This window comes from Acinetobacter sp. SM34, from assembly GCF_022012365.1.
Taxonomy (GTDB): Bacteria; Pseudomonadota; Gammaproteobacteria; order Pseudomonadales; family Moraxellaceae; genus Acinetobacter.
On the sequence record NZ_JAKLTP010000014.1, the window covers coordinates 49,549 to 64,638 of the forward strand.

The 15,090-nt window shown below is 41.5% G+C and carries 12 protein-coding genes; 10 read left to right on the forward strand and 2 right to left on the reverse strand.

Annotated features, from left to right (window positions below):
- Nucleotides 1-33: 33 nt before the first annotated feature.
- Nucleotides 34-741 (reverse strand): cAMP-activated global transcriptional regulator CRP, encoded by a 708-nt coding sequence (gene crp, locus LZZ98_RS12240; RefSeq protein ID WP_237788083.1) that lies wholly within the window; start codon nt 739-741, stop codon nt 34-36.
- A gap of 147 nt (nt 742-888) precedes the next feature.
- Between crp and LZZ98_RS12245 the strand changes: the two genes are divergently transcribed.
- From LZZ98_RS12245 to LZZ98_RS12255, 3 genes are all read left to right on the forward strand, one after another.
- Complete coding sequence (locus LZZ98_RS12245) at nt 889-1,311, forward strand: OsmC family protein (protein WP_237788084.1); 423 nt, start codon at nt 889-891, stop codon at nt 1,309-1,311.
- A gap of 488 nt (nt 1,312-1,799) precedes the next feature.
- Nucleotides 1,800-4,382: an ATP-dependent chaperone ClpB gene (clpB, locus tag LZZ98_RS12250; protein WP_237788085.1), complete on the forward strand. Its 2,583-nt coding sequence runs from the start codon at nt 1,800-1,802 to the stop codon at nt 4,380-4,382.
- Between the two features lie 220 nt (nt 4,383-4,602).
- Nucleotides 4,603-5,880, forward strand: a complete 1,278-nt coding sequence (locus tag LZZ98_RS12255) for a DUF945 family protein (protein WP_237788086.1) — start codon at nt 4,603-4,605, stop codon at nt 5,878-5,880.
- 64 nt (nt 5,881-5,944) lie between these two features.
- Here the strand turns inward: LZZ98_RS12255 and rlmKL are convergent, their stop codons facing one another.
- Nucleotides 5,945-8,152 (reverse strand): bifunctional 23S rRNA (guanine(2069)-N(7))-methyltransferase RlmK/23S rRNA (guanine(2445)-N(2))-methyltransferase RlmL, encoded by a 2,208-nt coding sequence (gene rlmKL / locus LZZ98_RS12260; RefSeq protein WP_237788087.1) that lies wholly within the window; start codon nt 8,150-8,152, stop codon nt 5,945-5,947.
- A 234-nt stretch (nt 8,153-8,386) separates the two neighbouring features.
- On the opposite strand from rlmKL, the gene LZZ98_RS12265 reads away from it, so the two are divergent.
- The 7 genes from LZZ98_RS12265 to LZZ98_RS12295 all read left to right on the forward strand — a co-directional run bounded on the left by LZZ98_RS12265 (nt 8,387) and on the right by LZZ98_RS12295 (nt 14,978).
- The gene (locus LZZ98_RS12265; protein WP_237788088.1) at nt 8,387-8,707 is read left to right on the forward strand and encodes a hypothetical protein; all 321 of its coding nucleotides are present in this window, start codon (nt 8,387-8,389) and stop codon (nt 8,705-8,707) included.
- Nucleotides 8,708-8,862: 155 nt separating this feature from the next.
- Entirely contained in the window at nt 8,863-9,201 is a 339-nt protein-coding gene (locus LZZ98_RS12270) for a hypothetical protein (RefSeq protein ID WP_237788089.1), read from the forward strand.
- Nucleotides 9,202-9,423: 222 nt separating this feature from the next.
- Nucleotides 9,424-10,440 (forward strand): aspartate carbamoyltransferase catalytic subunit, encoded by a 1,017-nt coding sequence (locus LZZ98_RS12275; RefSeq protein ID WP_237788090.1) that lies wholly within the window; start codon nt 9,424-9,426, stop codon nt 10,438-10,440.
- Between the two features lie 9 nt (nt 10,441-10,449).
- The gene (locus LZZ98_RS12280; RefSeq protein WP_237788091.1) at nt 10,450-11,685 is read left to right on the forward strand and encodes a dihydroorotase; all 1,236 of its coding nucleotides are present in this window, start codon (nt 10,450-10,452) and stop codon (nt 11,683-11,685) included.
- Between the two features lie 162 nt (nt 11,686-11,847).
- A complete protein-coding gene (locus tag LZZ98_RS12285; protein WP_237788092.1) occupies nt 11,848-13,335 on the forward strand; it encodes an OmpA family protein in 1,488 nt (495 codons plus the stop codon).
- 141 nt (nt 13,336-13,476) lie between these two features.
- Nucleotides 13,477-14,259 carry a Rossmann-like and DUF2520 domain-containing protein gene (locus LZZ98_RS12290; protein WP_237788093.1) on the forward strand — a complete coding sequence of 261 codons (783 nt, stop codon included), beginning with the start codon at nt 13,477-13,479 and terminating at the stop codon, nt 14,257-14,259.
- Between the two features lie 47 nt (nt 14,260-14,306).
- Nucleotides 14,307-14,978, forward strand: coding sequence for a class I SAM-dependent methyltransferase (locus LZZ98_RS12295; RefSeq protein WP_237788094.1), 672 nt, complete (start codon nt 14,307-14,309; stop codon nt 14,976-14,978).
- The last annotated feature ends 112 nt before the right edge of the window (nt 14,979-15,090 follow it).

Genomic DNA, 15,090 nt, shown 5'->3' on the forward strand with positions numbered 1-15,090 from the left:
TAAGATTTGCTTTTATCTTGTATAGCATAAAACTTATTCTTCGTCATCGAGGTCATCTAAAGATGTTTCGGCATCCGCAGTTGCAACATCGAAAATCAGGATGGCTTTACCATCGGTCTGGATCATGCCTTGTTCTTCTAGTGTTTTTAAAACACGACCGACCATTTCACGCGAGCATCCTACAATACGGCCAATTTCTTGACGGGTAATACGGATTTGGCGCCCATTTGGTAAAATCATGGCTTCTGGTTGAGAAGAAAGATCGATCAGACAACGAGCAATACGACCCGATACGTCAATAAATGCCAGGTCAGTCACTTTGCGTGTCGTATTTTTTAAGCGACGAACCAGTTGGGCAAATACGGCATAGCTCAGATCTGGATATTGCTTGCTTAATTCGTGGAAGTTTTCATAGGTAATTTCAGCAATCTCACATACGTCACGTGTGCGTACTTCTGCGGTACGTTGTGGATTTGCTTCAAATAGGCCCATTTCCCCAAAAAAATCCCCAGCATTCAAATAAGCAACCACAATTTCACGCTCATCATCTTCACGTAAAATAATGGAAACTGAACCTTTTAAAATCAAATAAAGCGATTTTGATTCTGAGCCTGCATCTACAATGGCAGTTCGTTTTGGATAGCGGTTAATATAAGCACGTTTTAATAATGCCTTCACAGACTCAGGTAATTGGCCGGGTGAAAGAGCATCGGTACTCAGTTGTGAAAAGTTTGAAGTCATGCTAACGGTTCCGAATATGGATAATTAATAGATCGCACAAGACCTAAAATGAACTTGTCACATAGAAGAGCTGAAATTCCTTATCAACTCAATTTATGTTAGTGTACAGGTACATCGTAAATTTATAGTTTTTTTCAGGTAGTTGCAATGCAAACAAGCGTTCATTGGCTAGAGAATGTTGCTTTTGAAGCAAAATCGGAAAGTGGTCACCAAATTGTAATGGATGGGGCCGAGGCCTATGGTGGTGAAAACCGTGGACCACGTCCCATGGAGTTGATATTAATGGGACTTGGTGGCTGTGCTTCCTTTGATATTGTGACTATTTTAAAGAAATCTCGCCAAGATGTGACGGATGTTGTATGTCAGTTAAAAGCTGAGCGTGCTGACAGCATTCCTGCGGTATTTACCAAAATCCATTTACATTTCGTGGTGACGGGTAAAGCCGTGAAAGAAAAACAGGTGGCTAAAGCAGTTGAACTTTCAGCTGAAAAATACTGTTCTGCAAGCAAAATGTTATCAGACGGTGGGGTAGAAATTACCCACGATTTTGAAATTATTGAAGCAGCATAATAAAAATCTAGATGGCAATTCATTGGTGGATTGCCATTTTTAATCAAACATCCAAAATTCATATTGTTGAATATAAAGAAGTTCAGACTTAATTCTTGTCTGGATTAAAAATTTACCTGATTTTATTGTCTGGTTTCTATTTGATTTCAATTTCGCATCTAGATTTTTATCCTTAACATTTAATTATCATCTGATCTCATTTTTAAGCAGTACGCATCTAGCCAAAATGCATCTCAAGATTTTTTCTCCTGAATTTAATCTCTTCGGGTCTTATCTAAATACATTTTGAATAAATTTTTATAAAGAAGCAGTCTAAATTGACTTGAAAAAAATAGCCCGAATACCCATATTATAATTAAGGTTTACTTTTTTAACTTAATTATATTAGTTGTTGAAAATTAAAATATTTTTTAAGAAATTTTATTGAAAAATATCAAACCATTCCCATCTATTATCCAAGTACAAAATTTGTTGTGAGGAAAATAAGAATGCGTTTTGAAAAATTTACAAACCGCTTGCAGCAAGCTTTATCAGATGCTCAGTCCTTGGCCATGGGTAAAGACCATACCGCAATATCAGGTATTCATATTTTATCGGTGCTCTTAGAAGAACCGGCCAATATCAGCTTGTTACAACAAGCCGGGGCAAATCTGCGTGATCTTCAAACTAAATTGCAGCAAGCGCTTCAAGATGCACCGACCATCGCCAATCCTACTGGAGACATTAACCTAAATCCCGAAGCAGTACGCGCATTAAATCTGGCGGACAGCTATGCACAAAAAGCTGGGGATGAGTTTCTGTCTACCGATTGGGTGCTGTTAGCCTTAGCGGAAACCGGGGCAACCAAAACTTTATTAAATAATGTAGGCCTAACCACTGAAGGCTTACGCAAAGCAATTGAAAATATTCGAGGCGGCGAACAAGTCATGAGTAATACCCACGAAGATCAACGTGATTCACTCAATAAATACACCATTGATTTAACTGAACGTGCCCTGAATGGCAAGCTCGATCCTGTGATAGGCCGCGATGAAGAAATCCGTCGTACCATTCAGGTGTTGTCACGCCGTACCAAAAACAATCCGGTGTTGATTGGTGAGCCAGGGGTGGGTAAAACTGCGATTGTAGAAGGCTTGGCACAGCGTATTGTTAATAATGAAGTGCCGGAAGGTTTGAAAGGTAAACGGGTTCTATCTTTGGACTTGGGTTCATTGTTGGCCGGTGCAAAATATCGTGGTGAGTTTGAAGAGCGTTTAAAAGCAGTGCTCAAAGATTTGGCCAAATATGAAGGGCAAATCATTCTGTTCATTGATGAATTGCATACGCTAGTGGGTGCAGGTAAAGGCGATGGTGCCATGGACGCCGGCAACATGTTGAAACCTGCATTGGCTCGTGGTGAGCTGCGCTGTGTCGGTGCAACAACACTGGATGAATATCGTCAATATATTGAAAAAGATGCTGCACTGGAACGCCGTTTCCAGAAGGTACTGGTTGATGAACCAAGCGTGGAAGATACCATTGCGATTTTGCGTGGCTTGAAAGAAAAGTATGCCACCCATCATGGAGTGCAAATTCTGGATTCGGCCATTATCGCTGCTGCGAAGATGTCACATCGTTATATTACCGATCGCCAATTACCCGATAAAGCTATTGACCTGATTGATGAAGCAGCTTCGCGGATCAAAATGGAAATTGACTCAAAACCTGAGCCACTCGACCGTTTGGACCGTCGTTTGATTCAGCTGAAAATGCAACTAGAGGCGGTCAAACAGGATGCAGATTCAGTCAGTAAGGCTGAAGTGACCCATCTGGAAAAACAGATTGAAGAAGTTCAGCGTGAATATAACGATCTGGAAGAAGTGTGGCGTGCCGAAAAAGCTTTGGTTCAAGGTACCAGTCAGGCTCAAACAGAATTGGACAAAGCACGTACCGCTTTTGAAAAAGCCCAACGTGAAGGTGACTTGGCTGAAGCCAGCCGTTTGCAATATGGCGTCATTCCCGAGCTGCAAAAACGTCTGGATGCAGAAGAAGTTGCTGAAGAAAATAACGAAGAGCCTAAACTGATTCGTACCAAAGTCACTGAAAATGAAATTGCTGAAGTGGTCAGTGCTGCAACCGGTATCCCTGTCGCTAAAATGCTGCAAGGTGAACGCGAGAAACTGCTAAATATGGAAGAATTCTTGCATAACCGTGTCGTGGGGCAAGATGAAGCCGTAGTGGCTGTATCGAATGCAGTGCGTCGTTCTCGTGCAGGCTTGTCTGACCCAAACCGTCCTAGTGGCTCATTCCTGTTCTTGGGTCCTACCGGGGTGGGTAAAACTGAATTGACCAAAGCATTGGCTAATTTCCTGTTCGACAGTGATGATGCCATGGTACGTATCGATATGAGCGAGTTCATGGAGAAACATTCCGTCAGCCGTCTGGTGGGTGCACCTCCAGGATACGTGGGCTATGAAGAAGGAGGGATCTTGACTGAAGCAGTACGCCGTAAACCTTATAGTGTGGTGCTGTTTGATGAGGTCGAGAAAGCCCATCCAGATGTATTTAACATCTTGCTGCAAGTGCTGGATGATGGCCGTTTGACCGACTCGCAGGGTCGTGTGGTGGACTTCAAAAATACGGTCATTGTGTTGACTTCAAACCTCGGTTCACAGGATGTACGTGAACTGGGTGAACACGCAACTGATGATGAAGTTCGTACGGTGGTGATGAGCGCGGTATCTCAACACTTCCGTCCGGAATTCATTAACCGTATTGATGAGTTGGTGGTATTCCATTCACTCAAAAAAGCCCAAATTCGTGGTATTGCCGATATTCAGCTAGATCGTTTACGTGCACGTTTAAGCGAAAAAGATATGCGACTTTCAGTGGATGATACTGCATTTGATCAATTGATTGATGCCGGTTTTGACCCTGTGTATGGTGCTCGTCCATTAAAGCGTGCTATCCAGCAACAAGTAGAAAATACATTGGCGCAAAAAATCCTGAGTGGTGATTTTCTGCCAGGAGATACCATTTTCGTGAAAGGGGAAAATGGTCATCTTGAATTTGAAAAAATGAAATTAAGTTAATTTGCTGTAAATAGAAAAAAACCTGGCTTCGGCCGGGTTTTTTTACGCCTGACAATTTCAGTCGAAAAAGTGAAAATTTGGGTAAAAAATTGACATAATTTCTAATTTTTTTGTGATTCTTTATGCATATAAGTTATTAATATGCAAAATAATTATCTTTTATTAAAAAATTTACTTATACTTTTCTTTAATAAAAACACATAAATCTAGAGCAGATACTATGTCAAAATTAACTTGGGGTCTGGGAAGCATTGTGGTATTGGCAACAGCGGTCATAGGAGGGAATTTATATGCAGACAAAAGTTTAACTTCCTATTATCAACAGCATCAAAAATCAAATTTCATGTCGATTCAGTATAAAAATTTTAATATGGGTGCGATGCAGGGTTCTGCTGACTGGACGGCCGAATTTACTCTTGATCCCTGTAAGCCTAAAGATATCCTGATGATTAGCGGGCAAGATGAAATCAAGCGCAGCTGGAATGGCTATCAGATTCAATCAAAAATCTCCCTAAAACAAGGTGATGCAACCTTCCAACGTTTACTGAAGCAACCGTTAACAGTTCAAACAAAAATTGATTGGTTGGGAAGAATGCACACTTCACTCGTCACTCCGGTGTATGAGAAAAATGATGCAGATATACAAACTCGCATTGATCCCATGACTTTTACAATCCTTGCCAAATCAAAAGATGACCAATTCGATGTGTTGAATGTAAAATTTCAAATTCCGAATATGACGGTGAATGATAAATTGGGCCATGTACAGATGCGTGATTTAGAGTTTGAGACCAATCAGGGCTTAAATTCTGTTTTGGATGAAGGGAAAACTCGATTAAATATTGCTTCAATTCAGCGTACGGATAGAAATGTGCAGCAGTTTGGCAGTGGTGAATTAAAAGGCTTTGCTTTGCGGGTAAATACTCAGCTCGATAAAACCAAGGTTGCTTTTGATACTCAGGTCAAAATTGATGAAATGACCATGTATAAAACTCCTAGTTTTCATGATTTTGAAATGAACTTTAAGCTGGCTGCTCTTAATCGACAAAAAGTGCAGAATTTTTTTGATTTATTGGAAAAAAGTAGTGCAGCATGTATAGCAAAAGAAGAACTCAATCAGGATGTGGTAAGCAGTTTCCTGGCGATTGTAAATGACGGTTTTGCTTTTGAATCGCAGAATAATCAAATTAAGGTAGGTGAGGGTTATGCCAAGGCGAGCCTGACGGGCAAGGTGATGCCAGGTCATCAAACATCTTTTGAAAGCTTGTTCAAAATGGCACCGAATCTGGTCGAATATCAGGCGAATGTTGAATATGATAAACAAATTATGAAAATTATCATGAAGAATTATTTGCAACAGGGCGGTAAAACCTTATCTGATCAAGAACTTGAGCAAATGCTGAATGGTATGCAGCAGTCGCTGCAAGCTAAACGGGAGGGCGATATCCTCAAGGTTGGTATTGAATATAAATACGGTGAAAAGAAATTTTTAAATTAACATATGTAAAAACAAAGGCTGCCAGATAGGCAGCCTTTTTAGTTAGTGCAGTATCTAAAATATATTAGCCATTTTGTGGATGCTGGATTTTCCAGGCACGGTGAATCTTGGTATTACGCTTGAAGTCCGGGCCAATGGTTTCATTGGTAATTTCCTGAACATCAAAGAATGCCAGAATTTCATCATCCATCTCAAATCCACGGTAGTTGTTGGAGAAGTACAAGGTACCTTCCGTGGTTAAGCGGTTCATGGCACGTTTAAGGAGAGACAGGTGGTCACGTTGCACATCGAATGTGCCATAAAACTTTTTCGAATTGGAGAAAGTTGGCGGATCGATAAAGATTAGGTCATATTGTTCATGACCTTCTTTCAACCATTCAAAACAGTCGCTGGCAAAGAACTGATGCTGTTCATCGGCATGATCTACCGTTAAACCATTCAAGACAAAGTTTTCTTTAGACCAGTTTAAGTAAGTATTGGATAAATCGACACTGGTAGTACTTGCAGCACCACCTAAAGCGGCATGTAAACTCGCAGTTGAGGTGTAACTGTATAAGTTCAGGAAGTGCTTGCCTTTGGCTTCAGCCGCAATACGTAAACGCATTTGACGATGGTCAAGGAACAGCCCGGTATCCAGATAGTCTGTCAGGTTCACTAAAATCTTGGCTTTGCCTTCTTGCACAATAAAGCGTTTAGAGGCGGTACTTTGTTTGGTGTACTGGTTTTTACCTTCCTGACGGGCACGTGTCTTAATAAAGATCGCATCACGGCCTAAACCAGTTACCGAACGAATGGCCTGCAACGCGAGATTAAAACGCTTTTTGGCTTTTTCCGGATCGATGGTTTTTGGTGGCGCATATTCTTGTACATGCAAGCGATCGCCGTATAAATCCACCGCAACATTAAAATCTGGCAAGTCGGCATCGTATAAACGCAAGCAGTAAATATTTTCTTTCACTGCCCATTTTTTCAGGTTTTGCATGTTCTTTTGCAAACGGTTGGTAAAGTCCTGCGCACCTTCAATTGGCTCGAACTGCTGTGGCTGCCAATGTGCTAAAAATGGTTCTGACACAGCAGCCGGTTTGATGATGCCGAAACGCACGTAAATAGGCAATTTACCATTCATCAAACGTAGAATTTGTGGCTCATTAAAGGCCAGTACATCGGCTTGTTCAACCTGTGCAGCAATTACGGCTGCATATTGATTCGGGAAGTTCTTTTGCAACAGGGCAGACAAGCCTAAATATAAAGCACGGTTCGATGCTTTATCGCCTAAACGCTCACCATAAGGCGGGTTAGTCACAATAAATGAGGTTTTGCCTTCAGCTTTGAAATCTGGCCAATCAGCCAAGGTGCGCTCTTCAATTTTGATATGGTCAAGCAATGCTTCAAAGCCTGCAGCAATAATATTCTGTTTGGTGGCTTTAACAGCTTCCCAGTCGGCATCATAAGCATAGAACTGCGGTAAAGGCTGCTCTAAAGCTGCTTTATAACGTTCTGCTGCTTCAGCTTTAATCGACATCCATAATTCATGGTCATGTCCATTCCAGCCATTGAAGCCAAAGCGACGTACCAGACCTGGCGCACGGTCAGTCAGCATCATCAGTGATTCAATGATAAAAGTCCCTGAACCACACATTGGATCCAAAATAATATCGGGATTACGTTGTTTTAATTGAGCTTTTTGCAGAATAGCTGCTGCGAGGTTTTCTTTAATCGGCGCATCGGTCATGTAATGACGATAGCCACGTTTATGTAAAGAATCGCCAGATAAATCTAGGCAATAGGTATGCGCAGTTTTGCCAGCAAGCACATATAGGGTAATTTCTGGCTGTTTGATGTCGATGCTTGGACGTTTGCCCACCGCTTCCATAAAGGAATCCACCACACCATCTTTTACCCGTAAAGTTGCGAATTGGGTATTGACCTTAATGTCACGTTCTACATGTAAACGAATGGCAAATGTACTTTGTGGTGCGAAAATGAGCGACCAGTCAAAGTTGATTGCACCTTCATAGAGCTCTTCGGCAACATCACGTGCATCATGGGTAAATTCAAGTTCATGAGTATGAATAGGGGTTAACACACGTGAAGCTAAACGCGACCACATGCAAACACGGTACGCATCTGCCAATGTGCCTTTGAAAATCAAACGACCCGGTAACTGTTCAATATTTTGAACACCTAAACCTTCAATTTCCTCGCGGAGTAAGGTTTCAAGTCCATCTGCACAGGTGACCCAGTAATTGCTTAAACGTGAAGAGGTATTCATAAAATAGAGAGACCGAAAAAATAAAATAAAAACTTGTATAAGTTTAACTTATTTTAGTGCTGAAAAATTTTTATATTTTGAAAACTTCAAGCAACTTAGGTCAGTGTATTAATTATAAAAAGCTCTAAATGTTGGAATAAAAAGCCAATTAAAAATTCAGGGGATATGTAAAATTACACTGGGCTTAAAAATGAATTTTAAAATTTAATCAATGGATTTTATGTAGGGTAAAGTATGAATATTACAGCAAAAAAGGATGATATTTTTTCAGTTGCGACATTGTTGTATGCACGCTTAAGGAAAGTGAATAGCCGGGTTATTGATGTCATGTATTTAATGCAGGATCGTTCCTATGCACATTATGTGGTCACACTTGCACTTGAGACAAAAGATCCAGAACTTGCGGGCTATGTGGAACGTCTGCGAGCTCTTTTAGACTTGCAAGAAGATCATGAGCTTATAAATGGAGAAGACCAACAGATTCTTCTTTCGAAGGAAAATAACACCAATAAAAAAGCTCTTGACGAAGGTCATGTAAGTTTTAGCCTATTCTAAAATAGAATAAAAACATAATTTTAAGAGAGCTCATATGTTAAATCATATGAGCTTTTTTTATATTGGTACAGATATTGCTACATAGCCCAGTGAGGCAGCTTGATCAAGGAGAGTACTTGATGCCTCGCTTTCTTTTTTAGAGACGGGAATGACAAATGTCAGAAAGTGTAATCATTACAAATGAAGTTTTTTCAGTGGCAACTCTCATTTATGCACGGTTAAGACGGGTATCCGGGCGCGTGATTGATGCAAGCTATCTTACAGAGAACGTCGAATATGCCGAACATGTGATGGCAATGGCGAAACAAACACAAGACCCTGAATTACTTCGCCTGGTTGAACGTTTGACTAAAGTGCTGGGATTAAAAATTGATGAAGAGCCGATAAATGAAATTCAGTTCACGCAACATGAAGGCTTAATTTCGGTTGAACCCACTCAAGAAGACATAGAGCGTGCACAAGGGGTCAACCGCTACATTGGTGCTTTACGCTAGTTGCCTAAGGTAACTCGGAACTAGGCTGAGTTACCTGTTTTTATTTTTAAAATCAGAGGGCTAAATCATTAAATGGTTAAATTATGTTATTGAAAAATTAAATAGGAATTATATTTTTATTTCAAATACCGAGCTGCTTTTTAGACAAGTAAGATCAAGCTGAACTATTTAAATCGATTAAACTCTGTATAATACGTTGACTTAACGTATAAGGAATCTCTTATGCACTTGGCGGCATTGCATACTCCGAGCCAGATTCAACTCAACCACGATGGTAACTTAAAACATTTCCTCACCATCGAAGGCCTTTCTAAAGAAACCCTCACAAAAATATTGGACACTGCGCAGTCCTTTTTTAATGACCAAAATCAGCTGATTACCAATAACCTGCTTGAAGGCCGTACGGTAATGAATCTGTTTTTTGAAAACTCTACCCGTACCCGCACCACTTTTGAGGCAGCTGCAAAGCGTCTTTCCGCCAATGTGTTGAACATTGATATTGCCCGTTCAAGTACCTCCAAAGGTGAAACGCTTCGCGACACGCTGTGGAACCTGGAAGCGATGGCAACGGACATTTTTGTGGTACGTCATTCATCTTCAGGTGCGCCGCATTTTATTGCCAAAGATGTCTGTCCCAATGTCGCCATTATTAATGCCGGCGATGGTCGTCATGCACATCCGACTCAAGCCATGCTGGATATGCTGACCATTCGCCGTGAAACCAAAAAGAATTTTGAAGATATCAGCATTGCCATTATTGGCGACATCAAGCATTCTCGCGTTGCGCGTTCTGATGTTGCGGCATTGCAAACCTTAGGTTGTAAAGATATCCGTGTGATTGCGCCCAATACCTTGCTGCCTTATGGTTTTGCTGAATACGGTGAAGATGTTCGCCTATTTAACAACATGGAAGATGGCATTAAAGATTGTGACGTGATCATCACACTGCGTATTCAAAATGAACGTATTGATTCCCCAGCACTTTCTTCCCAAGCTGAATTCTACAAAATGTACGGTTTGAACAAAGAGCGTCTGGCTTTGGCTAAACCGGATTGCATCGTGATGCATCCAGGCCCAATGAACCGTGGTGTAGAAATTGATTCCAGCATTGCTGATGGAACACAGTCGGTGATTTTAAATCAGGTGACTAACGGTATTGCGGTACGTATGGCGGTGTTGGCACTGGCAATGCAAGGTCAGTTGCAGGAAAAAGCTTTGTTAGAAGCGATTGCGGGATAAGGGAAAGTCATGAGTATAGTAAAAATTGAAAATGTACGTGTCTTAGACCCAATCAAAAAAACCGACAGCGTACAAACGGTTTATCTTGAAAATGGCAAGTTGGTTGCTGAAACTGCCGAAGTTAGTGAAACGATTGACGGGCAAGGCAAATGGTTGATGCCCACTATGGTGGACTTGTGTGCACGTTTGCGTGAACCGGGACAGCAGCAGCACGGGACCTTAAAGTCTGAAGGAAAGGCGGCACGTGAAAACGGTATTTTGCATGTGTTTACCCCGCCAGACTCAAAACCGATCGTACAAGACAATGGTGCCTTAATCCACGGCTTGGTTGAAAAAGCCATGCTGGATGGCGGCATCTATTTACAGGTGATTGGTGCGCAAACTCAAGGTTTGAAAGGTAATCAACCTGCCAATATGGCTGGCCTGAAGAAAGGTGGCTGTACTGCGGTTTCCAATGCCAATGCACCATTTGCCGACGATGATGTAGTGATCCGTACCCTGGAATATGCTGCGGGTCTAAACGTGACTGTAGTGTTCTATGCGGAAGAACCACAAATTGCCAAAGATGGCTGTGTACATGAAGGCTTTATCGCTTCACGTCAGGGTTTGCCAATGATTCCTGCTTTGGCTGAAACTGTGGCCATTGCAAAATATCTGCTCATGATTGAAGCGACTAAAGTGCGTGCCCACTTTGGTTTGTTGTCATGTGGTGCTTCTGTTGAACTGATTCGCATTGCAAAAGAAAAAGGCTTGCCAGTGACCTGTGATGTAGCCATGCACCAGTTGCATCTAACCGATCAGCTGATTGATGGTTTTAATTCATTGGCGCATGTACGTCCTCCTTTACGTTCCGAGCAAGACAAGAACTTGCTGCGTCAAGGTGTGAAAGACGGTGTAATTGATGCAATTACCACTCACCATGAACCACTCAGCAGCTCTGCGAAAATGGCGCCATTTGCCGAAACTCAACCGGGTTTTACTGCATTTGATACATTTGTACCTTTTGGTATTCAACTGATTAATGAAGGTTTGTTTGAGCCTTTAGAATGGGTGGAGAAAGTCACGCTTGCACCGGCAAAAGTAGCCAACATGCTAGAACGCTGGACTGAAGAAGCGGGCTGGGCTTTGCTTGACCCTCAACTTGAGTGGACAGTCAGTAAAGAGAGCATTATCTCTCAAGGTAAAAATACCCCACTGATTAACCAAAAAGTAGTCGGTAAAGTAGTAAAAACTTTCGCAGTTTAAATGTTTTAATTCATTTTTATACTTTTTAAAAAGTCAGCTTCGGCTGGCTTTTTTTTGTTCAAAAATAAAATAGTATTCAAATAATACAATTATTTACAGCGATTAAAAAATCAGCATATAAACTAAAAAAGGCGGCTAAAAAGAGAATAAGAGGAATAAAGAATGAACATGAATTTGATAGATTTATTAAAGCAGAAAGTATCTGCAATGGTTCTGGAGGGGGAGACTGCCCATCTGAGTGAAAAAAGTCAGGCACTCAACAGTTTTTTGCCTATTCTATTAGCTATCTTAAAATCTAAACCCGATCTTATTACCAATTTACAGCATCAATTAAATCCGCGACTGGGCGATATCTTCAACATTAACCCCACTTTAAAGCAGGAGTTTTTGCAACAGATTTCCGGCACGGTGCCGACCGAAACAATCGAATCAACGCTCAATCGTGCTATAGCACCTACCTTGGGTGTACTGGAAGATGAGGCTGGATCTTCCGAGCCCAGTGCGATCATACATCTGATTGAAACCCAATGGCCTGCGGTAACGAGTGCCTTGCCGCATTGGGTTCCCGCACTACTCAGTGCTTTGGGGATAAATACTGCATCAGGGCAAACTTTACATCAAGCGCCCTCCGTTGATCCTTATCGGGTACCCGAGGAAAATAGGAAATCAGGTTTTTTAATTCCCTTGATTGTTTTCCTTATTTTAGCTGCACTATTGGCATTGATTTTTAAGTCGTGTTCAGATAAGCAGGAAACCGCTACTGCCAGTGGAATACCTGCCACAACTGCAAGTAGTGAGCCTGCAAAATTGCAACTGAGTACCGGAGCTACGGGGGATTTAACCAGCTGTCAGCTCTATTCTGGCAATGCAAATTACATTGATATTCTGCAAAATGAAATTAAACAGATTTTTAATCATCCTATCGGTTGCGGCGTAGAAAATAATGCGCGTTATCACTCGGAATTTATTGATCAGGATGTGATTCCAAGTGTATTGAAGCTGGTTAAGGGTGTGCCAAATGCTTCATTAACCTGGATGGGTGACCAGCTCTCTATTCAGACTGCTAATCCAGCTGATGCTGAACAGCTTGCAGCTAAAATTCGTCCCCTGGTAAAAAATATGACTGTACTGACTCCGGCTGGAATGGAGAGTGTATCAGCAGCTGTAGATACCAATACGGCGATTGCTACAGGCAATAGCAATGCAGAAAAAACATTGAAAGAAATTAATCCAGATCAGATTCGTGCGCTAGATATTGCTACGGCATTGAATCTGCAAATTATTAATTTTGTGACGTCAAGTGCTGAAATCCCTGATGCCAATAAATCGATTTTAGATCAGGCTGCTGCGCTGATTAAGCGGGCACCGCAAGTACATTTAACCGTAAAAGGTCATACCGATGCATCTGGAAATGCTCAAGTCAATAAAGCCTTATCGCAAAAGCGTGCGCAGACGATAGTGGATTATCTGGTTAAACAAGGTGTAGATCCAGCTCAGTTACAAGCAGTGGGCTATGGTTCGGAACAACCTGTAGCGGATAATGCAACGCCTGAAGGCCAGTTTAAAAATCGCCGGATTGAGTTTGAAGTGTTAAATACCGAAACAGGCGTGGTGCGTGAAGTGGATGAACAAGGCGTAAATAAACAGTAACTGAGTGAAGCAAGAAAAAATTTTTGTTTAAAAATAATATGCCTAACAATACTTGTTGAATAGTAATTAAATAAAAGGATGAATTGATTCGTCCTTTTATTATTGGCATGCTTGTGCTGAATTGTAAAACGTGAACTTGCTATGCGAATTAGTTTTATTGGTGCGGGGCGGGTGGCGCATCATCTTGCTGCTATTCTAAGCCAAAATCATCAAATTGTGCAGATTTATAGCCGAACTTTAGAACATGCCCAGACTTTGGCTGTTCAGGTATCTGCAAGGGCTACGGCCGATATTGCAGAACTTGAACCGGATGTGGATTTGGTGATCATTGCAGTGAGTGATCAGGCCATTGCTGAGGTCATTCAACAAGTGCATGCACAATTGGCAGATATTTTGATTGTCCACACCTCAGGCAGTACCGATATTCAAGTTCTGGCAAAGGCTCATGCACGTGCCGGGGTATTTTATCCCTTACAAACCTTTAGCTTGGCTCGTGAAGTAGATTGGCAGGCCACGCCCTTGTTCGTGGAGGCAACCCGGCCGAATGATCTGGCACAATTGATCCAGTTAGCAAATAGCCTAAGTTCACGAGTCTATGCCTATACATCGGCACAGCGTTTAAGTTTACATCTGGCTGCAGTGTTTGCCTGTAATTTTAGCAATTATTGCTATGATATGGCGAAACAGATTGTCGATGCCAAGCAGGTAGATTTCTCGCTGCTTTATCCGTTGATTTTGGAAACAGCGCATAAAGCTGTACAGCATGACCCTAAACAAGTACAGACAGGGCCTGCAATGCGAGGGGATCAAAATATCTTGAATATGCATCAGCAGATGTTAGATGATGTTGATCGGGAAGATTTGAAAAATGTGTATCAGTTGCTGAGTCAACAGATTCTACAAGCGCATCAGGCTAAAGCGTGACTCAAACTTAAATAGATTTAGCTCATATATTGCAAAAGGAGAGGCGTATGGCCAAGGATTTTAAAAGCCAGTATGTTGTGGATGGCTATGATGAACATATCCGGAAATTAATTCCCGGCTATGAAGTTGTACATCAACAGATCAGGGCTTTATTAAAAACGTATGTGGATGAATATGCGCATGTGCTGATTGTCGGTTGTGGAACAGGCTATGAGCTGGGGCATCTGGTCCAATCGTTCCCTGACTGGACCTTTACTGCAACCGAGTTGTCGGAAACCATGCTGGATAAAGCCAAACATCATATTCATGCCTTAAATGCATCGCATCGGGTGGAGTTTGTATTGGGCAATCTGGATCAGTTAAAAACAGGCCAATCTTATGATGCGGCACTTTCTATTCTGGTTACGCATTTTGTGGACTATGCAGATAAGCCCCAATTCTTTAAAGCCATTTCTTCGCGTTTAAAATCTCAAGGAATATTCATAACTTTTGACTTGACCAGAATCAAGTCCGAGCAGGGGTTGCAAGCACTCAAATATCTATGTGAGGCAAACGGCTTAACTACTTCGCAGGCTGCGGCAATGGTGGATCGTTTAGACGATGACTTTTATCCACTCTCGGAACAGGAAACATTTGAACAACTCAAAGGCTGTGGTTTTGATTCTATAGAACGCTTTACCCAAATTCTCTGCTATCAGGGCTTCATTGCTCAAGTTTAAAAATGTGTGGTCATGGTTATGGAATTACTGCACATCCATATATTTATTTAATTTGGATGAAAGATACTGCTGTTGCATCCAGTTCTATGCTATTAAAAGACACTATAAAACG